Annotated in this window: 24 protein-coding genes and 1 rRNA gene; 23 read left to right on the forward strand and 2 right to left on the reverse strand. The window is 71.0% G+C overall.

Annotation, left to right across the window (positions count from 1 at the left end; translation table 11 throughout):
• Nucleotides 1-77: ribosomal RNA gene (rrf, locus tag FDA94_RS15150) — 5S ribosomal RNA — on the forward strand; the annotation flags it as partial.
• A 90-nt stretch (nucleotides 78-167) separates the two neighbouring features.
• Here the strand turns inward: rrf and FDA94_RS15155 are convergent.
• Nucleotides 168-1,298 (reverse strand): Mur ligase family protein, encoded by a 1,131-nt coding sequence (locus tag FDA94_RS15155; protein ID WP_137247707.1) that lies wholly within the window; start codon nucleotides 1,296-1,298, stop codon nucleotides 168-170.
• A gap of 36 nt (nucleotides 1,299-1,334) precedes the next feature.
• Here FDA94_RS15155 and FDA94_RS15160 point away from each other — a divergent pair, with 36 nt between their 5' ends.
• From FDA94_RS15160 to FDA94_RS15255, 20 genes are all read left to right on the forward strand, one after another.
• Nucleotides 1,335-2,645 (forward strand): bifunctional folylpolyglutamate synthase/dihydrofolate synthase, encoded by a 1,311-nt coding sequence (locus tag FDA94_RS15160; RefSeq protein WP_246059932.1) that lies wholly within the window; start codon nucleotides 1,335-1,337, stop codon nucleotides 2,643-2,645.
• Nucleotides 2,642-2,986, forward strand: coding sequence for a DUF4233 domain-containing protein (locus FDA94_RS15165; protein WP_212735332.1), 345 nt, complete (start codon nucleotides 2,642-2,644; stop codon nucleotides 2,984-2,986). Before FDA94_RS15160 ends, FDA94_RS15165 begins: the two co-directional genes overlap by 4 nt.
• A 38-nt stretch (nucleotides 2,987-3,024) precedes the next feature.
• A complete protein-coding gene (locus tag FDA94_RS15170) occupies nucleotides 3,025-4,530 on the forward strand; it encodes a lysophospholipid acyltransferase family protein (RefSeq protein WP_137247708.1) in 1,506 nt (501 codons plus the stop codon).
• A 44-nt stretch (nucleotides 4,531-4,574) separates the two neighbouring features.
• Entirely contained in the window at nucleotides 4,575-4,985 is a 411-nt protein-coding gene (gene ndk / locus FDA94_RS15175) for a nucleoside-diphosphate kinase (protein WP_062335193.1), read from the forward strand.
• A 184-nt stretch (nucleotides 4,986-5,169) separates the two neighbouring features.
• On the forward strand, nucleotides 5,170-6,201 hold the full coding sequence (locus FDA94_RS15180; protein WP_030454832.1) for a rod shape-determining protein: 1,032 nt from the start codon (nucleotides 5,170-5,172) through the stop codon (nucleotides 6,199-6,201).
• Between the two features lie 5 nt (nucleotides 6,202-6,206).
• Complete coding sequence (mreC, locus tag FDA94_RS15185) at nucleotides 6,207-7,400, forward strand: rod shape-determining protein MreC (protein WP_137247709.1); 1,194 nt, start codon at nucleotides 6,207-6,209, stop codon at nucleotides 7,398-7,400.
• Between the two features lie 5 nt (nucleotides 7,401-7,405).
• The gene (mreD, locus tag FDA94_RS15190) at nucleotides 7,406-7,915 is read left to right on the forward strand and encodes a rod shape-determining protein MreD (RefSeq protein WP_137247710.1); all 510 of its coding nucleotides are present in this window, start codon (nucleotides 7,406-7,408) and stop codon (nucleotides 7,913-7,915) included.
• Nucleotides 7,912-9,957 carry a penicillin-binding protein 2 gene (gene mrdA / locus FDA94_RS15195; protein ID WP_137247711.1) on the forward strand — a complete coding sequence of 682 codons (2,046 nt, stop codon included), beginning with the start codon at nucleotides 7,912-7,914 and terminating at the stop codon, nucleotides 9,955-9,957. Before mreD ends, mrdA begins: the two co-directional genes overlap by 4 nt.
• Nucleotides 9,957-11,120 carry a rod shape-determining protein RodA gene (rodA, locus tag FDA94_RS15200; protein WP_137247712.1) on the forward strand — a complete coding sequence of 388 codons (1,164 nt, stop codon included), beginning with the start codon at nucleotides 9,957-9,959 and terminating at the stop codon, nucleotides 11,118-11,120. Before mrdA ends, rodA begins: the two co-directional genes overlap by 1 nt.
• 108 nt (nucleotides 11,121-11,228) lie before the next feature.
• Nucleotides 11,229-11,480, forward strand: coding sequence for a hypothetical protein (locus FDA94_RS15205; RefSeq protein ID WP_062335186.1), 252 nt, complete (start codon nucleotides 11,229-11,231; stop codon nucleotides 11,478-11,480).
• Between the two features lie 54 nt (nucleotides 11,481-11,534).
• Entirely contained in the window at nucleotides 11,535-12,950 is a 1,416-nt protein-coding gene (locus tag FDA94_RS15210; RefSeq protein WP_137247713.1) for an NsdA family TPR-like regulatory protein, read from the forward strand.
• Entirely contained in the window at nucleotides 12,947-13,831 is an 885-nt protein-coding gene (locus FDA94_RS15215) for a phosphotransferase family protein (protein WP_137247714.1), read from the forward strand. Before FDA94_RS15210 ends, FDA94_RS15215 begins: the two co-directional genes overlap by 4 nt.
• A gap of 19 nt (nucleotides 13,832-13,850) precedes the next feature.
• The gene (locus tag FDA94_RS15220; RefSeq protein WP_137247715.1) at nucleotides 13,851-15,776 is read left to right on the forward strand and encodes a TIGR03960 family B12-binding radical SAM protein; all 1,926 of its coding nucleotides are present in this window, start codon (nucleotides 13,851-13,853) and stop codon (nucleotides 15,774-15,776) included.
• 120 nt (nucleotides 15,777-15,896) lie between these two features.
• A complete protein-coding gene (locus FDA94_RS15225) occupies nucleotides 15,897-16,607 on the forward strand; it encodes a TIGR03936 family radical SAM-associated protein (protein WP_246059934.1) in 711 nt (236 codons plus the stop codon).
• A 163-nt stretch (nucleotides 16,608-16,770) separates the two neighbouring features.
• Complete coding sequence (locus FDA94_RS15230; RefSeq protein WP_425460147.1) at nucleotides 16,771-19,635, forward strand: Rne/Rng family ribonuclease; 2,865 nt, start codon at nucleotides 16,771-16,773, stop codon at nucleotides 19,633-19,635.
• A 171-nt stretch (nucleotides 19,636-19,806) separates the two neighbouring features.
• The gene (gene rplU / locus FDA94_RS15235; protein WP_030454821.1) at nucleotides 19,807-20,121 is read left to right on the forward strand and encodes a 50S ribosomal protein L21; all 315 of its coding nucleotides are present in this window, start codon (nucleotides 19,807-19,809) and stop codon (nucleotides 20,119-20,121) included.
• A gap of 6 nt (nucleotides 20,122-20,127) precedes the next feature.
• The gene (gene rpmA / locus FDA94_RS15240; RefSeq protein WP_030454820.1) at nucleotides 20,128-20,385 is read left to right on the forward strand and encodes a 50S ribosomal protein L27; all 258 of its coding nucleotides are present in this window, start codon (nucleotides 20,128-20,130) and stop codon (nucleotides 20,383-20,385) included.
• Between the two features lie 83 nt (nucleotides 20,386-20,468).
• Nucleotides 20,469-21,812, forward strand: coding sequence for a GTPase ObgE (obgE, locus tag FDA94_RS15245; RefSeq protein WP_137247717.1), 1,344 nt, complete (start codon nucleotides 20,469-20,471; stop codon nucleotides 21,810-21,812).
• 8 nt (nucleotides 21,813-21,820) lie between these two features.
• Complete coding sequence (proB, locus tag FDA94_RS15250) at nucleotides 21,821-22,930, forward strand: glutamate 5-kinase (protein WP_212735333.1); 1,110 nt, start codon at nucleotides 21,821-21,823, stop codon at nucleotides 22,928-22,930.
• A 9-nt stretch (nucleotides 22,931-22,939) separates the two neighbouring features.
• The gene (locus FDA94_RS15255; RefSeq protein ID WP_137247718.1) at nucleotides 22,940-24,190 is read left to right on the forward strand and encodes a glutamate-5-semialdehyde dehydrogenase; all 1,251 of its coding nucleotides are present in this window, start codon (nucleotides 22,940-22,942) and stop codon (nucleotides 24,188-24,190) included.
• Between the two features lie 188 nt (nucleotides 24,191-24,378).
• Here the strand turns inward: FDA94_RS15255 and FDA94_RS15260 are convergent, their stop codons facing one another.
• Entirely contained in the window at nucleotides 24,379-25,023 is a 645-nt protein-coding gene (locus tag FDA94_RS15260; RefSeq protein ID WP_137247719.1) for a LuxR C-terminal-related transcriptional regulator, read from the reverse strand.
• A gap of 86 nt (nucleotides 25,024-25,109) precedes the next feature.
• On the opposite strand from FDA94_RS15260, the gene FDA94_RS39170 reads away from it, so the two are divergent.
• Complete coding sequence (locus FDA94_RS39170) at nucleotides 25,110-25,265, forward strand: hypothetical protein (RefSeq protein WP_170990948.1); 156 nt, start codon at nucleotides 25,110-25,112, stop codon at nucleotides 25,263-25,265.
• Complete coding sequence (locus FDA94_RS15265) at nucleotides 25,262-25,645, forward strand: DoxX family protein (protein WP_137247720.1); 384 nt, start codon at nucleotides 25,262-25,264, stop codon at nucleotides 25,643-25,645. Before FDA94_RS39170 ends, FDA94_RS15265 begins: the two co-directional genes overlap by 4 nt.
• Nucleotides 25,646-25,648 lie beyond the last annotated feature (3 nt).

The following is a 25,648-nucleotide window of genomic DNA, read 5'->3' on the forward strand; positions in this document are numbered from 1 at the left end:
CGAACCCGGAAGTTAAGCCCTCCAGCGCCGATGGTACTGCACCGGGGACGGTGTGGGAGAGTAGGACACCGCCGGACAATCTTTATATCGAAGGCCCCGATCGTTGATCGGGGCCTTCGACGTTTCGTGGGGGTATTGCCCGGCCTTATGGCCGGGCTTTCTGCGTTTCAGAACAGGCGGTCGGTGGGGATGTCGAGGTTGTCCAGCAGGTGGCCGGTGAAATAGACCGTGCCGAGGGCCAGCACCTTTTCTCCCAGCGCCTCGACATAGCCGGCGTCCACGGTGTCGACGTCGGTGACGTCCCAGTCGGGCGGTAGAGCCCGGGTGAAGTTCAGGTGTGTGTCGGGGAGTCGGACGAACGTCACGGGCAGGCCCTTGAGGGCCTCGATGGCGCCGTCCAGGTCCTTGTGGTCTGGAAGGCACAGGAGAACGCGGTCAATGTCTCCCCATTCGGCCAGGGCACGGTCGACCGACATCTGCACGCCGGCGCCGGTGATGGGGGAGTCGATGATCAGGCGGGTGCTCCCTATGTCGTGGTGGGAGAAGCGGGCCGGGAGGCGTACCGACACAGGGGTTGGCTCTTCGCTGGTGAGGTGGGCGGCGGCGGATCGTCCCAGGAGGGCGTTTCTGGTCCACGGCGTAGCCTCGGGGGTGATCTCCCGGAGGCGGTCTCCTGCGCGTGCCTTCAGTTCGGCGCGGGCTTCGGGGGACTGGGGGAGGGTCACGGCCCATTTGGTCTCGGGCGTGATGACGCCTGCCTTCTCCCGGGCTATCTCGGCCACGGTGTCTCCGAGGATGCCGAGGTGTTCCGCGAAGATCTCGGTGATGGCCACCACCTCGGCGGGGAACAGGGACACCTCGTCGGAGGCGCCGCCCATGCCCGCTTCCAGGACGATGTAGTCGGCCTCCACGTCCTGCGCGTGCAGGACGCCGGCGAGGGTGAACAGGCCGGCGGGGGAGAGGTAGCCGTCGGAGGGCGGCAGCGAGACGGAGGCCAGGCGGGCGCCCAGGGCGGCCTGTTCTCCGTCGGAGATCGAGACGCCGTCGACGCGGATGCGGTCGCGGTTGGTGCGGAGTCCGGGGCTGGTCACCGTCACCACGCGGGCGCCGGTCGAGGCCAGGTAGGCCGACGCGTAGGTGGCCGTGGTGCCCTTTCCCTTGCTGCCGACGACGGTCAGCACCGGTACGGCGGCCGCCGCGCCCACGGCCTCGGCCAGGCGCCGGGCGCGGGTCAGGTCGCGGCGCGAACCGGGGGTACGGGCGGTCCATTCCTCGAAGAAGGCCTCGTCGGAGCTCATTCCCGACAGCTTAGGGAACGGGCCTAAGCTGGGCGGGTGACGATCCACGCAGTTGAGGCCGCGATTCGTGCCCGCGGTGTCGAATGGGACATCGATCCGACCCTCGACCGGATGGCGGCACTCGTCGATCTGCTGGGGAATCCGCAGGCGGCGTACCCGATCATTCACATCGCCGGCACCAACGGGAAGTCGAGCACGGCGCGGATGGTGGAGGCACTGCTCAAGGAGCGGAACCTGCGGGTGGGGCGGTACACCTCGCCCGAGTTCGCCAGCATGCGCGACCGGATCTCCATCGACGGCGAGCCGATCTCCGAGGAGCGGTTCGTCGAGGTCTACGAGGAGCTGGAGCCCTACTTCGGGATCGTCGACGAGAAGTTCGGGCGGCTGAGCTTCTTCGAGGTGCTCACCGCGATGGCGTTCGCGGCCTTCGCCGACGCGCCGGTCGACGTCGCGGTCGTCGAGACGGGCATGGGCGGCACCTGGGACGCGACGAACGTCGCCGACGGCGCGGTCGCGGTGATCACGCCGGTCTCGCTCGACCACACCGAGTATCTGGGGCCCGACGTCGAGACGATCGCGGGGGAGAAGGCCGGGATCATCAAGCCCGGGTCGACCGTGATCCTCGCGCAGCAGCAGCTTCCGGCGGCTGAGGTGATCGTGCGGCGGGCCGCCGAGGTCGGGGCCACGGTGGCGCGCGAGGGCATCGAGTTCGGGGTGCTCGGGCGCGAGCTCGCGATGGGCGGTCAGCTGCTGCACCTGCGCGGGTTGAACGCCACCTATGAAGACGTGCTGCTGCCGCTCTACGGCGGTCACCAGGCCGGCAACGCGGCGACCGCGCTGGCGGCCGTCGAGGCGCTCTCGACGGCGGCCGAGCCGCTCGGCGAGGAGCTGATCAGGCAGGCCTTCGCCCAGGTCACCAGCCCGGGGCGGCTGGAGGTCGTACGGCGCGGGCCGACGGTGCTCGTCGACGCCTCCCACAACCCGGGGGGCATGGAGGCGACCGTCGACGCGATCGGGGAGTCGTTCGGATTCACGCGGCTGATCGCGGTGCTGGCCGTCATGGCCGACAAAGACGTCGAGACGATGCTGGAGCTCCTGGAGCCCGTCGTCGAGGAGGTCGTGGTCACCCGGAACTCCTCGCCGCGCTCCATGGAGGTCGACGACCTCGCCGACCGGGCCAGGGGCGTGTTCGGGCCCGATCGGGTGCACGAGTCGCCCCGGCTCGACGACGCCATCGACGTGGCCATCGGGCTGGCCGACGAGGGCGACGAGTATGGTTCCGGTGTGCTCATCACCGGTTCGGTGGTGACCGCTGGTGATGCCCGAATTCTGTTGAAGGCCGGATGATGAACTTCGATGTGACGCCGGGAATGCGGCGGCTGGGCGCCTCGGTGCTCGGCATGGAGGCGATCGTCGTCGCGCTGATGACCCCGGTCGCGATCATGATCGGCAAGGTCGATCCGCCGATCGCCGTCGGGGTCGGCTGCGGGCTGGCCGTCCTGTGCATCGTGGCCGCCGGGCTGCTCAAGAAACCGGTCGGGTACGTCCTGGGCAGCGTCGTCCAGGTGCTCGCGATCGCCTCCGGGTTCATGGTGTCGACCATGTTCTTCCTCGGGGTGATCTTCGGGGCGCTGTGGGTGACCGCGATTCTCGTCGCTCGCCGTGTCGAAGGGGCGACGAAGCGCTAAAGTCGGTCGCCATGGCCGTCCCCCCATTTCAGCCAGCCGTGCCCCAGCGGGTCCGGGCGCTCGCGGTAGACGTCGTGCGTCTGGCCCGGCGGCCGATCGTGACCGACGCCGTCGTCGGGATGCTGATCGCGGTGGCCCTGCCGCTGGCGATCGTGTCGATTCCCAACACGATCTCTCAGGTGGCGGCGCTGCTGCCGCCCGGTGTCTCCCAGATCGACATGATGCGGGCCCACGGCCTGGCGCTGCCGGTGATGCTGTTGACGGTGCCGCTGGCGGCGGTCGCGGTGCGGCGGTTCAAGGCGGCGCCCGTCCTGGTCCTGGGGCTGGCGATGCTGGCCGCCGCCGACGCCGGCGGGGGCTACGCCGACGGGCCCGTCCTGGTGGGCGTGCTGAGGGTGGTGCACGGCGTCGGGGCCGGGCTGCTGATCCCGGCGACGCTGGTCGCGGCCGGGGAGCGGCGGGCCCGGCGCGGGCTGCTCGCCCTGTGGGCGGGGATGCTGGCCGTCTCGCTGGTCACCGCCCAGGCGCTGGCGCTGTGGCCGATCGACAACGTGCGGTCGTGGGCCGTCACGCTGCAGCCCTTCCCGCTGCTGACGGGGGTGGCGCTCAGCCTCGCCGCCGTCTATCTGGTGCTCTGGCGGCTGGCCTGGGAGACCACGGCGGCGGCGACCGACCGGCTGCTGATCTCCACGCCGCCCGGGTCGGCGGAACGTTCCCGGCTGTTGATGGCGGCGGTCCCCTCGGCGGGGATCGCGGTGCTCGCGGTCGGCACCACCTATGACTGGCCCTCGGGCCTGGTCGTCGCGGTGGCCGGGCTGGCGCTCGCGGCGATGCTCGGGCTGGCCGTCTCGGCGGCCACGTCCGGGGCACGGACCCTCGGCTTCACCTGTGTGGCCGTGGGGCTCGTCGTGCTGCCGACGGCCGCCCAGGTGACCTATGTCGAGATGCCCTGGCTCGGGGGTCCCGGGCTCGACGCGATGGCCTGGCCGCTCGTGGTGGCGGTGATCGGCGCGCTCGGGGCCGCCGTGGTCGCCGGGCGGGCGGCCGAGGAGAAGAGCGCCAAGCTCGTGGGGGCCGGGCTGGTCGTGCTGGTCGTGGGCCTGTGCGCGATCAGGCTGCTGGTGCCGACCGTCGACGGGCTGCTGCTCGCGGTGCCGTTCGTCCTTATCGCCGCCGGCGCGGCGGTGGCGCTGGTGAGCGCGCTGCGGCTGGCCGGGCCCGTGGCGGCGCTGTTCGGGCTCACCCTGCTCTTCCCGGCCATGCTGGCCGGGTTCCTGCTCGGTACGGGCATCCAGGTGACCTGGCTCCGCTCGGCCGCGCCGTCGGGGATGGCGACCTACCAGGGCATGGTCGACGGGTTCGTCGAGGCCCTGCACGTGTGGGCGCTGGTCGGCGGGTTCGGCGTGGTGCTCGTGCTCGGCCTGTCGGCGCTGTCGGCCCGCCGGGGCAACCGGGTGGCCGCCGCCGAGGAGCCCAAGGTGGTCGTTCCCGCGCCGACGCCGTCGCCCGAAGCGCTTGCCGAGGGTGACGAATCCGACCGGTAAGCTTCCCTCGGATTCCCACGAAGCCTTCACAAAGGAGTGATCCCGTGTCCGAGCGCACGCTCGTCCTCATCAAGCCGGACGGTGTCCGCCGCGGCCTCATCGGCGACGTCATCGCCCGCATCGAGCGCAAGGGCCTGACCATCGCGGCCATGGAGCTGCGTCAGCTCGACGCCGACACCGCGAAGACCCACTACGCGGAGCACTCCGAGCGGCCGTTCTTCGGCGAGCTGGTCGACTTCATCACCTCCGCCCCGCTGGTCGCCCTGGTCGTCGAGGGCCCGCGCGCCATCGAGGCCTTCCGCGGCCTGGCGGGGCTCACCGACCCGGTGAAGTCGGCCCCCGGCACCATCCGCGGCGACCACGCCCTGGAGATCGGCGAGAACGTGGTCCACGGCTCCGACTCCCCCGAGTCCGCCGCGCGGGAAATCAAGATCTTCTTCCCCGACCGGTTCTGAGGAACCCTCCTGAAAGCCCCGGCCACGCCGGGGCTTTCTTGCGTTTTCGCCGCGTGAAAGCCCGTGACCAGCGGATTTATGTAATTGGGGTGGGGTCGGTGTGCTCGGCGTTGGGTACGACCCGTTACGATTCGAGTGCGATGCGTTACTCCCGCTAACCACCTGAAGGAAGGCCTCCTTCCCTATGGGCAGCCACTTTGCTTTCCTGGGCCGCGACATGGCGGTCGATCTCGGCACCGCCAACACCCTGGTCTACGTGCGGGGGCGCGGCATCGTGCTCAACGAGCCGTCCGTCGTGGCGATCAACACCTCGACCGGCCGCATTGTCGCGGTCGGCATCGAGGCGAAACGGATGATCGGCCGTACGCCAGGCAACATCGTCGCGGTGCGACCACTCAAAGACGGCGTGATCGCCGACTTCGACGTGACGGAGCGAATGCTCCGATACTTCATCCAACGCGTGCACAAACGGCGGCACTTCGCCAAGCCACGCATCATCGTCGCGGTGCCGAGCGGCATCACCGGCGTCGAGCAGCGCGCCGTCAAGGAGGCCGGCTACCAGGCCGGCGCCCGGCGCGTCTACATCGTCGAGGAACCCATGGCGGCGGCCATCGGGGCGGGCCTGCCCGTCCACGAGCCGACCGGCAACATGGTCGTCGACATCGGCGGCGGCACCACCGAGGTGGCGATCATCTCGATGGGCGGCATCGTCACCAGCCAGTCGATCAGGGTCGGCGGCGACGAGCTCGACCAGGCGATCATCACGTACGCCAAGAAGGAGCACTCGCTCATGCTGGGCGAGCGCACCGCCGAGGAAGTGAAGATCGCCATCGGTTCGGCGTGCGCGTCGGCCGAGGAGCCACAGGCCGAGATCCGCGGCCGTGACCTGGTCAGCGGCCTGCCGAAGACCGTGGTCGTGTCGGCGAGAGAGATCCGCGAGGCGATCGCCGAGCAGGTCAGCTCGATCGTCGACGCGGTGAAGTCGACCCTCGACAAGTGCCCGCCCGAACTGTCCGGCGACCTCATGGACCGCGGTCTCGCCCTGACCGGCGGCGGCGGCCTGCTCAAGGGCATGGACGCCCTGCTGCGTGAGGAAACCGGCATGCCCGTCCACCTGGTAGACAACGCGCTCGACTCGGTCGCGCTCGGCTCCGGCCGCTGCGTGGAGGACTTCGACGCCCTGCAGCAGGTGCTCGTGCCCGAGGCGAGGAACTGAGAACGATGAAAGACAGCCGCCGCTCCCGTCTGTTCCTCGGCCTGCTGCTGGCCGTGGCCCTGGTCCTGATCACAGTGGACCACCGGAGCGAGAACACGCCCGTGTTCGGGCCGCTGCGCACGATCGTCACCTCGGCGTTCGGCGCGGTCGAGCGTGGGGTCTCCACGGTCACCGAGCCGATCGGCGGCTTCGTCGGCGCACTCGCCGGCGCGCAGGGGTCGCGGGAGCAGATCACCAATCTGAAGGCGCAGAACTCCAAGCTGGAGGGCGAACTGTCCTCGCAGCGGATCGACAAGCGCCGGTCGGCCGAGCTGCAGGCCATGCTCGGCCTGTCCGGCCTCGGCGGTTACAAGGTCGTGCCGGCCCAGGTCGTGGCCCGCCGCGCGTCGCCCGGCTTCGAAGACGCCGTGGAGATCGACGCCGGCACCGCCGACGGCATCAAGCCCGACATGACCGTGCTCAACGGGCAGGGGCTCGTCGGGCGGGTGGTCCGGGCGACCGCGTCGACCGCGACCGTGGTGCTGCTGTGCGACCCGGCCTCCTCGACCGGCGCCCGGATCGAGAACAGCGGCGAGCTCGGGGTCGTCAGCGGCCTCGGCGCCAACGGCAACTCGGGTCGGCGGATCATGTTCCGCCTGCTCGACTCGACCCTGCCGATCGCGGCCGGCACCCGGCTGGTCAGCTTCGGCTCCCAGCAGGGCGTGCCCTATGTGGCCGGTGTGCCGATCGGCGTGATCGAGAAGGTCGAGGCGACGCCGGGTGAGCTCACCCGCACCGCCTACGCCAGGCCGTTCGCCGACCTGAGCTCGATAGACGTCGTCGGCGTGGTGGTCGAGGGGCCGAAGCGCGATCCGCGTGACGCGCTCCTGCCGCCGGCGCCCAAGCCCGCGGCCAAGCCGAAGCCGAAGCCCAAGCCCGCGACGTCGATCCTGCCCGGCCAGCAGGCCCCGCCGCAGATCGCGCGGCCCGGGACGGCGAACCCGGAGACCGGCCCGGGGAACACGGTGCCTCAGAACACCCGGCCCGAGAACACCGCTCCGGAGAACACCGCTCCGGAGAACGTGAGCCCGGAGGACACCGCACCTGAGAACGTCGCTCCGGGAAACGGGCCGACGACCGATCGCGACGACCGCGGCCCCGCCGAGCCCGTTCGCGGGCGCGACGGCGAGACGTCCATATCGGACGACGAGGCGGCGTGATCTGAATGCCCCGGATCCTGCTCACCACGCTGCTCGTGCTCACCGCCCTCGTGCTGCAGGTGACCGTGGTCAACCGGCTGCCGGTGTCGGTCGTGCCCGACTTCGTGCTGCTCGTGGTGATCGCGCTGGGCGCGATCCGGGGGCCGGTCGCCGGGGCGACCATCGGCTTCTTCTCCGGTCTGGCCGCCGATCTGCTGCCGCCCGCCGACCACGCCCTGGGCCAGCACGCGCTGGTCCTGTGCCTGGTCGGCTTCACGGCCGGGCGCTGGGCCGAGCGGTGGCCGCTGCTCACCGTGGCGGCCTGCGCGGTCGTGGCGCCGGCGTTCGCGCTGGCGGTGAGCGGTCTGCTGGGTGATCCGGGAATCGATCTACGCACGTTCGAGGCGGTGTGGCCCATGGCGGCGCTGGTCAACCTGCTGGCCGCGCCCGTCGTGGTGTGGGCGGTGCTGAAGGTGTACGGGCCCAGGCCCGAGAAGGCGACGGCGGCCGCGGTGCCGGGTTGGAGGCGGGCATGAACCGGATGCGGACCCGTTTCGTGGTCCTCCACCTGACGGTTCTCGCGCTGCTCGTGGTGCTCGGCGTGCGCCTCTACCAGGTGCAGGTCGTGCGAGGGCAGCAGTACGTGGCCAAGGCGACCGAGACGCGCACCCGCGCGGTCATGGTGCCGGCGCTGCGGGGCCAGATCCTCGACTCGACCGGGCGGCCGCTGGTGCGGAACCTCACCCGGCTCGTGGTGTCGGTCGACCGCACCCAGCTGGAGCGCATGCCGCGCGGCGGGCAGGACGTGCTCGAGAAGCTCTCCGCCGTGCTCGTCACTCCGGTGGCCAAGCTGCGGGAGCGCCTGCGGTCGTGCGGGCCGGGCGTCAGCCGTCCGTGCTGGACGGGGTCGCCCTACCAGCCGATCCCGGTCGACGACCGGGTCACCCAGCGCGAGGCGCTGACCATCCTGGAGCGCCAAGAAGAGTTCCCCGGGGTGACCGCCGAGGTCCAGGCGCTGCGCGACTACCCGGGTGGGTCCGACGCGTCCCAGCTGCTCGGCTATCTTCAGCCGGTCACCCAGGAGGAGCTGGAGAAGCGGCAGGGCCTGAAGACCAGCTTCTCGGGTGTCGACCTCGTGGGCCGCGACGGCCTCGAGGCCGTCTACGACCACCAGCTACGCGGCACCCCCGGTCTGCGCCGGGTCCAGGTCGACCGCATGGGCAAGGCGATCGGCGTCGAGCAGCAGGTCGCGCCGGTGGCCGGCGACACCCTGATCACCAGCATCGACGCGCGCGTCCAGTCGATCGTCGAGAAGGCGCTGGCCGACGCCATGAAGAAGGCGCCCCAGGCCGACGGCGCCGCCGGGGTCGTGCTCGACGCCCGCAACAGCCGGGTGATCGCGATGGGCAGTGTGCCCTCCTACGACCCCCGGGTGTGGACGGGCGGCATCTCCGAGACCGAATACCAGACGCTGCTCTCGGAGAAGGCGGGCAAGCCGCTGGTCTCCCGGGCGATCAAGGGCACCTTCGCCCCCGGTTCGACGTTCAAGGTCAGCTCGGTGTCGGCGATGGTCGCCGACGGCTACCCGCTCAACGGCACCTACGACTGCCCCGGCTCCTACATGGTCGGCGCGCGGGCGTTCAACAACTTCCGGGGCATCGGCCTCGGGCCCATGAACCTGCACACCGCGCTGGTGAAGTCGTGCGACACGATCTTCTACCGTGCGGCCTACGAGATGTGGCAGCGCGACGGCGGCATGCAGCCCAAGGCGACCGCCAAAGACCCGATGGCCGCGATGGCGCGGGCCTACGGCTTCGGCAAGCTGACCGGCATCGACCTGGTCGGCGAGTCGCCGGGCCGGATCCCCGACCGCTTCTGGAAGAAGGAGCTGTGGGCGGCCACCCGCAAGACCAACTGCAACCGGGCCAAGACCGGCTACCCCGAGGTGAAGGACGGCGCCCGCGCCGCCTTCCTCAAGCAGCTCGCCTACGAGAACTGCCTGGAGGGCTTCCAATGGCGTCCCGGTGACGCCGCCAACTTCTCGATCGGCCAAGGCGACGTGCTGGTCACGCCGCTGCAGCTGGCCAACGCCTACGCCGCGCTGGTCGGCGACGGCAAGCTGCGCAGCCCGCGCATCGGCTGGGCGCTGATGCGGCCCGACGGCAGCTCGTCCAAGATGATCGACTCGCCCGTGATCGGCAAGCTGCCGATCGACAAGAAGACCCGCGACTACATCAGGAACGCCCTCAGCGAGGTCGCCTCCGACGGTACGGCCGCGGGCGCCTTCGGCGGCTTCCCGATGGACGTGGTCCGCATCGGCGGCAAGACCGGTACGGCCGAGGTCTACGGCAAGCAGGACACCTCCTGGTTCGCCTCGTTCGCGCCCACCAAGAACCCGCGGTTCGTGGTCGTCGTCATGGTCTCCCAGGGCGGCATGGGCGGTTCGGCCGCCGCCCCGGCCGTACGCCAGATCTACGAGGGCATCTACGGCCTGAACAAGCAGCCGCCCGCCCTGCCCGCCGGCCGCCCGGCCGAGCGCCTGCCGGTCATCGGCCCCGACGGGACGGTGAAGCGCTGATGTCCACGCCGATCACCCGGTTCCGCAGGCGGTCGCTGGCCAGCCGGGCCATCGGGACCGACGCCGCCGTCTGGCGGATGGACGGCCTGCTGTTCGTCGCCGTGGCCGCGCTGTCGACGATCAGCACCCTGCTGGTGTGGTCGTCCACGCGCACCTGGACGGCGGTCGAGCCGACCGGCATGCTGAAGAAGCACCTGCTCATCCTGTGTATCGGCGCCGTGCTGTGCGGTCTGGTCTCGATGGTCGACCACCGGCGGCTGCGGGCCTACGCGCCGGTCGCCTACGCGGCCGGGCTGGCCCTGCTGGCGCTGGTGGTCACCCCGGTCGGGTCGACCGTCAACGGCTCCCATTCGTGGATCATGCTCGGCGGCGGCTTCGCGATGCAGCCCTCCGAGCTGGCCAAGCCGGCGCTGATCCTGCTGCTGGCGATGCTGCTGTCGGAGCCCGCCGAGGGCACCGACCGGCCCAGGCCGCTCGACGTGGCGCTGTCGCTGGTGGCGGCGGGGCTGACGATGGGGCTGGTCATGCTGCAGCCCGACCTCGGCACCACGATGGTGCTGACGGTGATCACCGGAAGCGTGCTGGTCTTCTCGGGCATCCGCAAGCGGTGGATCGCCCTCGTCGTGGTCGTCGCCGTGGTGGCGGCGGCGCTCGTGTGGATCCTGGGGCTGCTGCAGCCCTACCAGGTGGCCCGGTTCACCGCGTTCATGAACCCGGCCAGCGACCCCCGCGGCTTCGGCTACAACGCCACCCAGTCGCTGATCGCGATCGGCTCGGGCGAGATCTACGGCAAGGGGCTGTTCGAGGGCGGGCAGACCACCGGCCGGTTCGTGCCCGAGCAGCACACCGACTTCATCTTCACCGTCGCGGGCGAGGAGTTCGGCTTCCTCGGCGCGCTGACGGTGGTCGTCCTGCTGGGCGTGGTCCTCGTCCGGGGCATCACGATCGCGCGGCAGTGCGACGACCGGTTCGGCGCGCTGGTCGCGGCGTCGATCGTCTGCTGGTTCGCGTTCCAGACGTTCATCAACGTCGGGATGACGATCGGCATCATGCCGATCACGGGACTGCCGCTCCCGTTCGTCTCCTACGGAGGCACCGCCACGTTGGCCAACATGATCAGCGTGGGGATGCTGCAGGCCATCCACAGCGGGCGGCGTACCTGAGAGTGGTCCGCATGAAGGTGCGGCGGGCTCTCACTGGTGCCGCTACCGCTCGGCGAACACTCTGGGAACGAACCTTGAATAGGCGGTGACTCCGCAGACGGAGGAAGCGTGACCCCGGACGACGAGGCGCGTGAGCGAATGCGCGCGTTGGACCTGCTCCGCAAGGCTTTTCCCGACTACCGGATCGTGTACGGCAACGGCCGGTGGGCCGCCGCGGCGGCCGGCAACCCGCCGATGGTGTGGTTCGCCGACACCCCCGGCAGCCTCTGTGGGCAGTTGTTCATGGCCCAGGTCCGGAGTGGCGGTGAGGTGGGCCCTTTCCGGACGGGCCGTGAGAGCGGCTCGCAGGCTGCGCGGTGACCGTTTCGTGACGATCGCGACGCTAGCGTGGAACCGTCCCCACCTGGAGAGAGCATGACCTACTCCGCCCGCGGCGCCGACCGTTCCGCCATCCAGTTCGCGTCGGCGATCCGTGACCGCACCCTCGCGGCGCTGGGTGAGCCGCCCTCCACGGCGATCATCCACCAGATCGCAGAGGAGATCCACGCCGGTTCCCCGCAGACCTCGCGCCTGAAGTGCATGCGCCTGGCGAACGGCTGGACCGTCGAAGAGGCGATCGAGCGCTTCCACGGCATGTGCGACCGGGCCGGCATCAAGCGGCGCGGCCTGTCCGAACGTTCCTGGCGGGAGTGGGAGGCCGGGGCGCGGCCCGACCGCGAGTACACCGACCTGCTGTGCCGGCTGTTCGAGACCGGGCCGGTGCAGCTCGGCTTCGCCCGCGACTACACACCGGAGGAGGCCCGCCGGGCGCACGCCGCGGCCGGCGCCGCCGATCCGGTCGAGGACGCCGCGCGGGAGGCCAGCGAGCACGCCGAGGAGGTCGAGAACAGCGAGCTCGGCGTGGGCGCGCTCGAACGCTTACGCACGCAGGTGGTCTGGGTGGGCCGGCGATACGTCTGGGAGTCACCGCTCCCGTTGTTCGTCGAGATGCGCGTGTTGCAGGAGCAGACCCGCAAGGCCCTCGACCGCCGCATCCACCCCGGGCAGGCGCAGGACCTCTACTTTCTCACCGGCGCCCTGTGCGGCCTGATGGCCAACGCCAGCATGGACATGGGCCGCCGGCTGCCCGCCGACACACTCGCCCGCGCGGCGTGGACTTACGGCCGCATCGCGGGGCATACGTCCCTGATGGGGTGGTCACGCGGGATGCAGGCGTCGGTGGCCTTGTGGGACCGGCGTTACGAAGACAGTTTCCGGTACGCCGGAGACGCGCTCACCCACCTCAACTCGGGGTCGGGCGGGGCGCGGCTCTACATGCTCCGGGCCCGGTCGGCGGCGATGCTGGGCCGTACCGCGGAGGCGCGGGAGGCCCTGCTGCGGGCCGAGGAGGCGCGGTCGCGGGGCGGGCGTGACGAACTCCACGACGAGATCGCCGGGGAGTTCGCCTTCCGGCCCGCCAAACAGCACTACTACGCCGCCGTCACCCATCTCCATCTGGGCGACGCCTCCCAGGCGATCCACGAGGCGACCGAGTCGATCGCCCTCTACTCCACCGACGAGCGGGAGAACCGCTCCTACGGGTGCGAGGCCATGGCCCGCGCCCATCTGGCGATCGCCTACGTCATGGAGGACGACCAGGAAGGCGCCGAGCAGGCCGTGGCCCCGCTGCTCGAACTGCCCCCCGACCGCCGCATCGACAGCCTCGGCGCCACCCTCGCGGCCAGCCGGTCGCTGGTGTCCGACCGGATGGCCCGCCAGATCGAGGGATTCTGCTCCGTCGGCCTCACCCACACCCTGGCGGCATCCGACCAGCGGAGGCTCTCCCCGTGACCGTTCCCCTCGTCGCCGGACCCCCGGCCGCGCTCATCGAGGCCTGCCGCGAGGCCGGCCTGAACTCCGCCGGAGCCCGGCTCCTGCGCAGCTTCGCCAGCGTCGTCTACCACCTGCCCGAAGAGGGCCTGGTGGTACGCATGGCGACCGCCACCACCCCCGGCAAATACGACCGCCTGGTGACCTCCATCAAGGTCACCCGGTGGCTGGCCGCGCAGGGGTTCCCCGCCACCCGGCCCGCCGAGGTCCGCCAGCCCATCGCGGTCGACGGCCACCTGGTGACCTTCTGGCACTACGAGGAGCAGGACGGCCCGCCTCCCGGCCCCGTCCCGCTCGGCCTGCTGCTCCGGCGGCTGCACGCGCTGCCGCCGGTGCCGTTCGACCTGCCGACCTACGACCCGTTCGGGACCATCAGGCGGGCCATCGCGGACGCCCGCGCGATCGATCCCGAAGAGCGCGAGTGGCTGACCGAACGGTGCTCGGCGCTCTCCGACGCCTACTACGAGCGGCTGGAGTTCTCCCTGCCGTACGGACTCGTTCACGGTGACGCGCACCGGGGAAACCTGCTCCGTACACCTGGGGGGCACCTGCTGTGCGACTGGGACTCGGTGAGCGCCGGGCCGCGGGAGATCGACCTGGCGCCGACCATGGCCGGGGTCAGGTTCGGTCTCACCGAGGCGCAGCGCGACGGGTTCGTCGAGGCCTACGGCTACGACATCCGCCACTGGGCCGGCTATCCGGTGCTGCGCGACACCCGGGAGCTCCAGACCCTGACGGCGCTGCTCAGGAACGCCCACCTCGATCGCGACACCCTCGGGGTGCTGCGCTTCCGGCTGGCCTCGCTCCGGGCGGGCGACAACCGGACCTGGCGGGCCTTCTAGCTCCTATACCCTGGGTCACATGTCTGTCGAGTCGCTGTTTCCCCGCCTGGAAGCCCTGCTGCCCAAGGTGCAGAAGCCGATCCAGTACGTCGGGGGTGAGCTCAACTCGACGGTCAAGGACTGGGACGAGGCCACGGTTCGCTGGGCGCTGATGTATCCCGACGCCTACGAGGTCGGCCTGCCCAACCAGGGCGTCCAGATCCTCTACGAGATCCTCAACGAGCTGCCCGAGACCCTGGCCGAGCGGACCTACGCGGTCTGGCCCGACCTGGAGAGGCTGATGCGGGCCGAAGGCGTCCCGCAGTTCACCGTCGACGCCCACCGGCCGGTGCGCGCGTTCGACGTGCTGGGTCTCTCGTTCTCGACGGAGCTCGGCTACACCAACATGCTGACCGCGCTCGACCTGGCGGGCATCCCGCTCAGCGCGGCCGATCGGGGTCCTGACGACCCGATCGTGCTGGCAGGCGGCCACGCGGCCTTCAACCCGGAGCCGATCGCCGACTTCATCGACGCCGCCGTGCTCGGCGACGGCGAGCAGATCGCCATCGCGATCTCCGAGGTGATCCGCGAGTGGAAGTCCGAGGGCGAGCCCGGCGGCCGCGACGGCGTGCTGCTGCGGCTGGCCGAGACCGGCGGGGTCTACGTCCCCCGGTTCTACGACGTCGAATACCTGCCCGACGGGCGGATCAAGCGGGTCGTGCCCAACCGTTCGGGGGTCCCCTCGCGGGTGTTCAAGCACACCGTGATGGACCTCGACGAGTGGCCCTACCCGAAGAAACCGCTGGTCCCGCTGGCCGAGACGGTCCACGAGCGGTTCAGCGTGGAGATCTTCCGGGGCTGCACCCGCGGCTGCCGGTTCTGCCAGGCGGGCATGATCACCCGCCCGGTGCGCGAACGGTCGATCACCACGATCGGCGCGATGGTCGACAACGGCATCAGGGAGTCCGGCTTCAGCGAGGTCGGCCTGCTGTCGCTGTCGAGCGCCGACCACTCGGAGATCGGCGAGGTCGCCAAGGGCCTGGCCGACCGCTACGAGGGCAGCAACGTCTCGCTCTCGCTGCCGTCGACCCGGGTCGACGCGTTCAACATCGACCTGGCCAACGAGTTCTCCCGCAACGGGCGCCGGTCCGGGCTCACCTTCGCCCCCGAAGGCGGCTCGGAGCGGATGCGCAAGGTCATCAACAAGATGGTCAGCGAGGAAGACCTGATCCGGACCGTCACCACGGCCTACAGCCAGGGGTGGCGGCAGGTGAAGCTCTACTTCATGTGCGGGCTGCCGACCGAAGAGGACGTCGACGTCCTCGGCATCGCCGACCTGGCGCGGAAGGTCATCCAGGCCGGCCGTGAGGCGACGGGCTCGCGTGACGTCCGCTGCACGGTGTCGATCGGCGGGTTCGTGCCCAAGCCGCACACCCCGTTCCAGTGGGCCGCGCAGGCCGACCACGAGACCGTCGACCGGCGGCTGCGGGAACTCCGCAACACCCTGCGCAACGACAAGCAGTACGGCAAGGCGATCGGCATGCGCTACCACGACGGCAAACCGTCGATCGTGGAGGGCCTGCTGTCGCGGGGCGACCGTCGCGTCGGCAAGATCATCCAGGCGGTCTGGGAAGACGGCGGCCGGTTCGACGGCTGGAGCGAGCACTTCTCGTACGACCGGTGGATGGCCTGCGCCGCCAAGGCGCTCGACGGGGAGCCGGTCGACGTCGACTGGTACACCGTCCGGGAGCGCGAGGAGCACGAGGTGCTCCCGTGGGACCACCTCGACGCCGGCCTCGACCGCGAGTGGCTCTGGCAGGACTGGCAGGACGCCGTCAACGACGTCGAGGTCGAAGACTGCCGCTGGACGCCCTGCTACGACTGCGGCGTCTGCCCGACCATGGGCACGGAGATCCAGATCGGCCCCACGGGCCGCAAGCTGCTCCCGCTCACGGTCGTATCCTGAGGAAGACGGCCCGGGGGAGCGGCTTCCCCCAGGCCCACGAAACGAGACTGGAAGGAACACGGACCTCTGAAACCCGCACCCGATGGGCCCCCGCCCGCGCCGGTGGCGCAGCGTCTGCGCGTGCGCTACGCGAAACGAGGGCGGCTGCGCTTCACGAGTCACCGCGACATCTCCCGTGCCGTCGAAAGGGCGGTAAGGCGGGCTGACATCCCGGTGGCCTTCAGCGCGGGGTTCAGCCCCCACCCGAGGATCTCCTACGCGGGTGCCGCCCCCACCGGGGTGGCCAGCGAGGCCGAATACCTCGAGATCGCGGTGACCCGCCCCTGCCGTCCGCAGGAGTTGCGCGCCGCTCTCGACGCCTCGCTGCCGCCGGGTCTCGACGTGCTCGACGTGGTCGAAGCGCGCGCGGGCAGCCTGGCCGACCGGCTGGAGGGCTCGCTGTGGGAGGTACGCCTGCCGGGAGCCGATCCGGCGGCGGCCGAGAGTGCGGTGAAGGAATTCATGACCGCAGGAGAGGTCGCGGTCGAACGCCTCACCAAGAAGGGGATGCGGAACTTCGACGCCCGGGGGGCCGTGGCGTCGCTGACCGCTGACCAGGACGATCACGTGGAGGGAGGGCCGAATCAGTCGTGTGTCATACTTCGCATGGTTGTTCGGCACGAAACTCCGGCCGTCCGACCCGACGACGTGCTCATGGGTCTGCGTCTCGTGGCCGACTTCGCGCCGCCGTCACCGCCTTCGGTGACCAGGCTGGCGCAGGGGCCCCTTGACGCGTCGACCGGTGAGCCCGCCGACCCGCTCGAAGCCGACCGGGTTGGTGGAGACCAATAGGACTTGCCGCCATGGCCCCGGAAGGTGGCCGGGCGGACCGCGAGAGACGAGAAGAGCCCCCGCGCGGCGCGGAAACGTGCCCGGGGGCTGACGGGAGAGCGCCCGCATGCTCGACAACGAGCCCACTGTCGGCGATACGACAACTGCAGATACGACGTCCTCGGTGACAACGGCGAAGCCTGCCCGCCGCCGGGCGGCCAGCCGTCCGGCCGGTCCGCCGCCGGAACCCGACGACATCCCCCCGGCGCCCGCCATCCAGGCGTCGGTGGCCAGTGCCCTCAGCACGGGCGATTCGACGACCGGTACGGCCTCTCAGGCCGCCACCGGCACCTCGGCGTCCAACGGCGCGCCCGCCCCGGCCCCCGAAGCCGCCGAGCCCGCCGAAGCCGCCGAGAAGCCCAAGCGCACCCGGCGCCGGACCCGTTCCGCCGACGACGAGGTCGCCGAGACGGTCGCCGCGCCCGCCGCCGAGGCCGAGGCCGAGGTGAGCGAGGGCCGCCCGGCCCGCAAGCGCGCGACGCGCAGCCGCGCGGCCAAGGACGCCGCGGCCCAGGAGGCCCCCGCGCAGGAGGCCGCCGAGCAGGCGCCCGACGTCGTTGTGGTGTCGGCCGCGCCCGAGGTCACGGCCGCCGTCGAGGAGGCTCAGGGTGACGTCGCGCCCGACGCCGAGACGGCCAAGCCCGCGCGGCGGAGCCGTACCAGGAAGAAGGTCGAGGAGACGCCGGAGGCGGTCTCCGACGAGGACGAGAAGCCGACCAGACGGCGCCGCACCCGCAAGAGGGACGAAGAGGGCGTCACGGAACGATCCAGCGCGCTGAACGCGGCAGAGGCGCAGGTCGCGGCCGCGATGATGTTCACGCTGCCCACCGAGGAGCCGCTCGACGACGAGCCGGCCGGTGAAGACCTCGAAGACCTCGACGAGGGCGCCAAGCCGTCGCGGCTGGCCGACCCCTTCGGCTTCCACGCCGCCGAGCAGCAGCCGCAGCAGTACACCTTCCAGCGCCCGGCCGCGATCTTCCAGCCGCTGTTCCAGGCGCCCGACGCCGCCGCCGCGGTCCCCGCCCGGCCGCAGCAGCCCGCGCCCCAGCCGCCGGTCCAGCCGCAGCCCGAACCCGAGCCGGTCGCCGCCGAGGAGGCCGAGGAGGAGTCCGACGAAGACGTCGACGACGAGTCGGGCGAGGGCTCGCGCCGCCGCCGGCGCCGCCGTGGCGGCCGTGGCCGAGGGCGTGGCCGTGACGAGGGCGGCGAGGCCCAGGAGTCCGAGGAGGAGCCCCAGGCCGGCGTCGAGGAGTCCGACGAGGACGCCGACGACGAGGGCGACGGCTCCGAGGGCGGTTCGCGCCGCCGTCGCCGCCGGCGCCGCCGGGGTGGCGAGGACGAGCCGGTCGTCTCCGACGACCCGCCCAACACCGTGGTCCGCATCCGGGCGCCGCGCGCCGGCCGCACCACCACGTCGTCGGTCGACGAGGTGCAGGGCTTCCGCGGGTCCACCCGGCTGGAGGCCAAGAAGCAGCGCCGCCGCGAGGGGCGTGAGCTGGGCCGCCGCCGTCCGCCGATCATCACCGAGTCGGAGTTCCTGGCCCGCCGCGAGTCGGTCGAGCGCGTCATGGTCGTGCGCCGCCACGGCGGCCGCACCCAGATCGCGGTGCTCGAAGACGGCGTGCTGGTCGAGCACTACGTCGACCGCGAGGCGAGCCAGTCCTACGTCGGCAACGTCTATCTGGGCAAGGTCCAGAACGTGCTGCCCTCGATGGAGGCGGCGTTCGTCGACGTCGGCAAGGGCCGCAACGCGGTCCTCTACGCCGGTGAGGTCAACTTCGACACCGCCGGGCTCGAAGGCCAGCCGCGCCGCATCGAGGCCGCGCTGAAGTCGGGCCAGTCGGTGCTGGTGCAGGTCACCAAAGACCCCATGGGTCACAAGGGCGCCCGCCTGACCTCCCAGATCAGCCTCCCCGGCCGTTACCTGGTCTACGTGCCCGACGGCTCGATGACCGGCATCTCGCGCAAGCTCCCCGACAAGGAGCGCACCCGGCTCAAGCAGATCCTGCGCAAGGTCATGCCCGAGAACGCGGGCGTGATCGTGCGCACCGCCGCCGAGGGGGCCTCGGAGGAGGAGCTTGCCCGCGACGTCGCCCGTCTGGCGGCCCAGTGGGAGAGCATCCAGAAGAAGGCCAAGTCGGCGAGCCCGCCGGAGCTGCTGTCGGCCGAGCCCGACATGACGATCCGCGTGGTCCGCGACGTCTTCAACGAAGACTTCGCCAACCTGGTCGTCTCGGGCGACGAGGTCGCCCGGACGGTCGAGGAGTACGTCGACTACGTCGCCCCGCACCTCGCCGAGCGCGTCGCCAAGTGGGACGAGGACGTCGACGTCTTCGCCGCCTACCGGGTCGACGAGCAGATCGCCAAGGCGATGGAGCGCAAGGTCTGGCTGCCCTCGGGCGGCTCGCTGGTGATCGACCGGACCGAGGCGATGACCGTCGTCGACGTCAACACCGGCAAGTTCACCGGCCAGGGCGGCAACCTGGAGGAGACGGTCACCAGGAACAACCTGGAGGCCGCCGAGGAGATCGTCCGTCAGCTCCGGCTGCGCGACGTCGGCGGCATCATCGTGATCGACTTCATCGACATGGTGCTGGAGAGCAACCGCGATCTGGTGCTGCGCCGGCTGCTCGAGTGCCTGGCGCGCGACCGCACCAAGCACCAGGTGGCCGAGGTCACCTCGCTGGGTCTCGTGCAGATGACCCGCAAGCGGGTGGGCCAGGGGCTGCTGGAGGCGTTCTCGACGCAGTGCGACTGCTGCCACGGGCGCGGGGTGATCATCTCGACCGAGCCGGTCGACGGGAAGCCCGAACCACGCGGCACGCAGGGCAAGATGGCGATCGAGAAGGCCGTGGCCGAGAAGCTGGAGAAGGCCGACAACGGCGGCAACGCCGTCGCCGCGCACGACTCCCGCGACTCGGTGACCGACACCGTCGACGACCAGCCGCGCTCCCGGCGCAGGTCCCGACGGTCAAGATCAGCGGATTAGTTCACCACCGGCGGGCCGCTCGGTTCGACCTCGGGACCGGAACCCGGTACCCTAGAGAACCGGCGCGCCCTGGTGGCGCGCTTGGCTTCGCGCGCCCCTCCTGGTTCGCCGGTTCACTGTTAGCGATCGGATGTCGGGGCGCAGCATCCAGTAGACAAGAAGGGTTCCGCGGTGTACGCGATCGTTCGTTGCGGCGGCAGGCAGCAGAAGGTCTCCGTCGGAGACGTCATCGAGGTGGACGCGGGTGCGGGCGAGGTTGGGTCCTCGCTGACGCTTCCGGCTCTCCTCGTCGTCAACGACGGCGATGTCACGCATGACGCCGCCGCCCTGGCCCGTTTTGCGGTGACCGCCGAGGTTCTCGGTGAGGTCAAGGGCCCCAAGATCCGCATCCTCAAGTACAAGAACAAGACCGGTTACAAGAAGCGCCAGGGTCACCGCCAGCGGTACACCCAGGTGAAGGTCACCGGCATCGACTCCGGGAAGTAGTGAATCATGGCACACAAGAAGGGCGCCTCGTCCACCAGGAACGGCCGTGACTCGAACGCTCAGCGGCTCGGTGTCAAGCGCTTCGGTGGCCAGCTCGTGAACGCCGGCGAGATCATCGTCCGCCAGCGTGGCACGCACTTCCACCCGGGCGACAACGTCGGCCGTGGCGGCGACGACACGCTGTTCGCGCTGTCGGCCGGTCACGTGCAGTTCGGCCGCAAGCGCGGTCGCCGCGCGGTCAGCATCATCCCGGTCGCGGAGTAGATCCGCACACACCGGTAAGGACGAGGCGGGTCGGTTTCATCCGATCCGCCTCGTCGTGTTTCCTCAGAAAGGGTTGAGCCGCTGTGGCGGATTTCGTGGACCACGTCCTCCTGCACATCAAGGCGGGAGACGGCGGAAACGGCTGCGCGTCCGTCCACCGGGAGAAGTTCAAGCCGCTCGGCGGGCCCGACGGCGGCAACGGCGGGCGTGGCGGCAACATCGTGCTGGAGGTCGACGCCAACACCTCCACGCTCCTGGAATATCACCACCGGCCGCACCGCAAGGCGGGCAACGGCAAGCAGGGCATGGGCGCCAACCGTGACGGCGCGACCGGCGAGGACATCATCCTGAAGGTCCCCAACGGCACGGTGGTCAAGGACGCCCGCTCCGGTGAGGTGTTGGTCGACCTCGTGGGGCCCGGCACCCAGTACGTCGCCGCGTCGGGCGGGTTCGGCGGGCTCGGCAACGCCGCGCTGGCCAACGCCAAGCGCAAGGCGCCCGGGTTCGCGCTGCTGGGCGAGCCGGGCGACGAGGGCGACATCGTCCTGGAGTTGAAGACCGTCGCCGACGTGGCGCTGGTCGGCTTCCCCAACGCCGGGAAGTCGTCGCTGATCGCGGCGCTGTCGGCGGCCCGGCCCAAGATCGCCAACTACCCGTTCACGACGCTCATCCCCAACCTCGGGGTGGTCACCGCAGGGGAGACGGTGTTCACCGTGGCCGACGTGCCGGGTCTGATCCCGGGGGCGTCCGAGGGCAAGGGCCTGGGGCACGAGTTCCTCCGCCACGTCGAGCGGTGCTCGACGATCGTCCACGTGCTCGACTGCGCGACCCTGGAGCCCGGCCGTGATCCGCTGACCGACTACGACGTGATCGAGTCGGAGCTGGAGGCCTATGGGTCGTTGCAGGACCGGCCGCGCATGGTCGTGCTGAACAAGGTCGACGTGCCCGACGGGCGCGAGCTGGCCGACATCGTGAGGGCCTCGCTGGAAGAGCGGGGTGTACGGGTCTTCGAGGTCTCCGCCGCCACCCACGAGGGCCTCAAGCCCTTCGCCTTCGCGATGGCCGAGATGGTCGAACTCGACCGGGCCAACAAGCCGATCGTGGAGCCGACGCGGCTGGTGCTGCGGCCCAAGCAGCTCGGCGAGACCGGCTTCACGGTGCACCGCGTCAACGAGCGCACGTTCCAGGTCACCGGTGAGAAGCCCGAGCGCTGGATCCGGCAGACCGACTTCACCAACGACGAGGCCGTGGGCTACCTCGCCGACCGCCTGGAGCGGCTCGGGGTCGAGGAGGAGCTGGTGAAGGCAGGGGCCGAGCCCGGGGTCGAGGTCGTGATCGGCTCGATGGAGAACGGTTACATCTTCGACTGGCAGCCCACCATGGGCGCCAGGGTCGCCGGGCCCAGAGGCAGCGACAACCGCATCTAGGGGGAAAAGTGGTCAGGGAGCGCATCGGCGCGGCCGGGCGGATCGTCGTCAAAGTGGGCTCGTCGTCGCTGACGACCCCACAGGGCATGATCGACGTCGACCGTGTCGACGCGCTGGTCGACGTGCTGGCGGCCCGCCGCACGGCCGGAACCCAGATCGTGCTCGTCTCCTCCGGCGCCATCGCGGCCGGGCTCGGCCCGCTCGGGCTGAAGGCCCGGCCGAAAGACCTGGCCACCCAGCAGGCCGCCGCCTCGGTCGGCCAGGGCGTGCTGGTGGCGCGTTACACCAGCTCCTTCGCCCGCTACGGCCTGCGCGTCGGCCAGGTCCTGCTGACCGCCGACGACATGATGCGGCGCTCCCACCACCGCAACGCCACGCGCACCCTGGCGCGGCTGCTGGAGCTCGGCATCGTCCCGGTCGTCAACGAGAACGACACGGTGGCCACCGACGAGATCCGCTTCGGCGACAACGACCGCCTCGCCGCCCTGGTCGCCCACCTGACCCACGCCGACGCGATGGTCCTGCTCTCCGACGTCGACGCCCTCTACGACGGCGACCCCCGGCGTCCCGGAGGAGCCAACCGCATCACCGAGGTACGCGGCCCCGAAGACCTCGAAGGCGTCGAACTCGGCACCTCCGGCCGGGTGGGCACCGGCGGCATGATCACCAAGGTCCAGGCCGCCAAGATCGCCACCGGCGCCGGCGTGCCCGTCGTGCTCACCGCCGCCGCCCACGCCGCCCAGGCGCTCGCCGGAGACGACGTCGGCACCGTGTTCCACCCGGGCGGCCGCCACCCCGGCACCCGCCTGCTCTGGCTCGCCCACGCCACCACCGGCCGGGGCCGGCTGCATCTTGACGAAGGCGCGGTGAAAGCGGTGGCCGGGCGGCGGATGTCGCTGCTGCCCGCCGGTGTTCTCAAGGTCGAGGGCGAGTTCTCCGCCGGAGACCCGGTCGACCTCTGCGGGCCCACGGGGGAACTCGTCGGGCGCGGGCTGGTCAACTTCGACTCCGGCGAGATCCCCGACCTGCTCGGCCGGTCGACCCGGGAGCTGGCCAGCGCCCTCGGGCCCGAATACGAGCGTGAACTGATCCACCGTGACGACATAGTGATTCTCTAGGAGCGGTCAATGAGCGAGTTCCTGCAGGTGGCGAACGCGGCGAAGGAAGCGTCCCGGCTTCTCGCCCCGCTGCCGCGCGCGGCCAAGGACACCGCGCTGCGCGCCATCGCCGACGCGCTGGTCGCCCGCGCGGAGGAGATCGTCGAGGCCAACGCCGCCGACGTCGCCAAGGCCCGGCAGGACGGCACGTCCGAGGCGATGATCGACCGGCTGCGGCTCGACGTGCCGCGCATCGGGAAGATCGCCGACGCCGTCAGGGAGATCGCCGAGCTGCCCGACCCGGTGGGCGAGGTCGTCCGCGGCTCGACGCTGCCCAACGGCCTGGAGCTGCGGCAGATCCGGGTGCCGCTGGGCGTCATCGGGATCATCTACGAGGGCCGGCCGAACGTGACGGTCGACGCCGCCGCGCTCTGCCTGAAGAGCGGCAACGGGGTGCTGCTGCGCGGCTCGTCCAGCGCCTACTCCTCCAACACCGCCCTGGTGAAGATCATGCAGGAGGCCCTGGAGGCCACCGACGTGCCCGCCGGGGCGGTGCAGCTCGTGCCGGGCCTGACCCACGAATCCGCCAAGGAGCTCATGCGGGCGCGCGGGCTCGTCGACGTGCTGATCCCGCGCGGGGGCGCGTCCCTGATCAACAGGGTGGTCGAGGAGTCGTCGGTGCCGGTCATCGAGACCGGCGTGGGCGTCTGCCACGTGTACGTGGACGCCGCCGCCGACCAGGAACGCGCGCTCGCGATCCTGGTGAACGCCAAGGCCCAGCGGGTGTCGGTCTGCAACTCGGCGGAGACGCTGCTCGTCCACGAGGCGATCGCGGCCGAGTTCGTGCCCAAGGCGATGGCGGCGCTGACCGAGGCCGGCGTGACCGTCCACGGCGACCCGGCGTTCGCGGCCGTCGGCGGTGCCGCGGTGGTCCCGGTGACCGAGGAGGAGTACTCCACCGAGTACCTGTCCTACGACATCGCCGCCGCCGTCGTGCCGTCGCTGGAGGGGGCCGTCGCGCACATCACCCGCTACGGCTCCGGCCACACCGACGCGATCGTCACCGACTCGCAGACGGCGGCCAAGCGGTTCGTCGCGCTGGTCGACTCGGCCGCCGTGGCGGTCAACGCCTCGACCCGGTTCACCGACGGCGGCGAGTTCGGCTTCGGCGCCGAGATCGGCATCTCCACCCAGAAGTTGCACGCGCGCGGCCCGATGGGCCTGCCCGAGCTGACCTCCACCAAGTTCGTGTACGTCGGCGAAGGCCACGTCAGGGGCTAGGCCCATCGGCGGTCAGACCGTGTCGTCCAACGTGGTCACGCCCGCCGGCATGAGGCCCTTCAGCGTGTCGATGACCGACCACATGGGAGAGGTCGACGGCGGCGGCGTCGTAGTGGCGGCTCGCCCGCTGCCGTCGCCCTCCAGGGAGCTGATCCGGAAACTCTGCTCGCGTGGCTGCGCGCCCGCGATCAGGCCCGCACGAGGACCCTGGTGCCGAGGCCGGCGTCGCGGGCCCGCAGGGCGGCGTCGAAGCGGCTCTCGGCCTCCAGCTTCGTCAGCACGTTGCTGACGTGGTTGCGGACCGTCTTCGGCGCCAGGCACATCACCTTGGCGATCTCGGCGTTGCTCCGGCCGTCGGCCAGGTGCTCCAGCACCTCGTGCTCCCGCGTGGTCAGTTCGGGGAAGGTGGTCCGGGTCGACCGCGTGGTCAGCTTCTCCCGCAGTCCGGCGGCCACCTCGCGGGCGAAGACCAGGTGACCGACCCCGACGGCGCGGATCGCGGCGGCCAGTTCGGCCGGGTGGGCGCTCGTCATGACGTAGCCGCGGGCGCCGGCCCGCATGGCTGCCATCATGCTGAGCTCGTCGGCGTGCTGGCTGACCACGATGATCTTCACGTCGGGGCAGCGGCGGGCGATGTAGTCGACCTCGTGCAGGAGGGTCAGGTCGATCAGCAGGATGTCGGGACCGAGCTTGACGGCGGCCTTCAGCGCGTCCGGACCGTCGTGGGCCAGGGCCAGCAGCTTGATCCCGGGGACATCGGCCAGGGCCCACCGGACCCCCTCGGTGTAGAGGTAGGTCTCGCCGGCCACGACGACGGTAACGGGTTCGCTCATGGGTCAAAGAGTGGCTTAAGGCTCTTGAGGATGACTTGGCGACCACTTCAGTCACTCTGCGTGAGCGTCGGTGAATCATGGGAGGCATGGATCTTCTCGTCACGCTGAGCTTCATCGTGGCCGTCGTCGCGGGGGCCGACCGGCTGCTGCTCGCCCTGGAGCGGTATGGGCTGGTTCGCTGGCGGCACTCCGCCCCGCGTCCGGCCGAACGCGGCGCCAGCCTCGACCACCTGCTCCGGTGAGGCCCGCCCTGTACGACGCCGCCGCCCTGTTCGGCCGGGTCGCCCTCGGAACCACGTTCATCCAGCACGGCTGGGCCAAGGCCCGCGGCGGCATCGACGCCACCACCCAGGCGATGACCCAGGCGGGCGTGCCCGCCCCCCGGATGTCGGCCTGGTTCGCCACCGTCGCGGAACTCGGCGGCGGGATCCTGCTCGTGCTCGGGCTGCTGACCGCCGTCGCGGGGGCCATGCTGTTCGCGGTGATGTCGGGCGCGTTCCTGTTCGTGCACGTCAAGGACGGCTCGTTCGAACTCGTCACGGCCCTCGGCGCGGTCGCGGTGATGCTCGCCGTGGCCGGACCCGGCCGGATCTCGCTGGATCGGTACCTGTTCCGACGATGACCG

The sequence above is a fragment of the Herbidospora galbida genome (assembly GCF_005233835.1).
Taxonomy (GTDB): Bacteria; Actinomycetota; Actinomycetes; order Streptosporangiales; family Streptosporangiaceae; genus Herbidospora; species Herbidospora galbida.

Coding starts and splice junctions, on each gene's coding strand:
- FDA94_RS15220 (WP_137247715.1), top strand. CDS start 13,851: ATGTCTGTCGAGTCGCTGTTTCCCCGCCTGGAAGCCCTGCTGCCCAAG.
- FDA94_RS15165 (WP_212735332.1), top strand. CDS start 2,642: ATGATGAACTTCGATGTGACGCCGGGAATGCGGCGGCTGGGCGCCTCG.
- FDA94_RS15155 (WP_137247707.1), bottom strand. CDS start 1,298: ATGAGCTCCGACGAGGCCTTCTTCGAGGAATGGACCGCCCGTACCCCC.
- mreD (WP_137247710.1), top strand. CDS start 7,406: ATGCCCCGGATCCTGCTCACCACGCTGCTCGTGCTCACCGCCCTCGTG.
- FDA94_RS15255 (WP_137247718.1), top strand. CDS start 22,940: ATGAGCGAGTTCCTGCAGGTGGCGAACGCGGCGAAGGAAGCGTCCCGG.
- FDA94_RS15260 (WP_137247719.1), bottom strand. CDS start 25,023: ATGAGCGAACCCGTTACCGTCGTCGTGGCCGGCGAGACCTACCTCTAC.
- rpmA (WP_030454820.1), top strand. CDS start 20,128: ATGGCACACAAGAAGGGCGCCTCGTCCACCAGGAACGGCCGTGACTCG.
- mreC (WP_137247709.1), top strand. CDS start 6,207: ATGAAAGACAGCCGCCGCTCCCGTCTGTTCCTCGGCCTGCTGCTGGCC.
- FDA94_RS15180 (WP_030454832.1), top strand. CDS start 5,170: ATGGGCAGCCACTTTGCTTTCCTGGGCCGCGACATGGCGGTCGATCTC.
- rodA (WP_137247712.1), top strand. CDS start 9,957: ATGTCCACGCCGATCACCCGGTTCCGCAGGCGGTCGCTGGCCAGCCGG.
- FDA94_RS15210 (WP_137247713.1), top strand. CDS start 11,535: ATGACCTACTCCGCCCGCGGCGCCGACCGTTCCGCCATCCAGTTCGCG.
- mrdA (WP_137247711.1), top strand. CDS start 7,912: ATGAACCGGATGCGGACCCGTTTCGTGGTCCTCCACCTGACGGTTCTC.
- FDA94_RS39170 (WP_170990948.1), top strand. CDS start 25,110: ATGGATCTTCTCGTCACGCTGAGCTTCATCGTGGCCGTCGTCGCGGGG.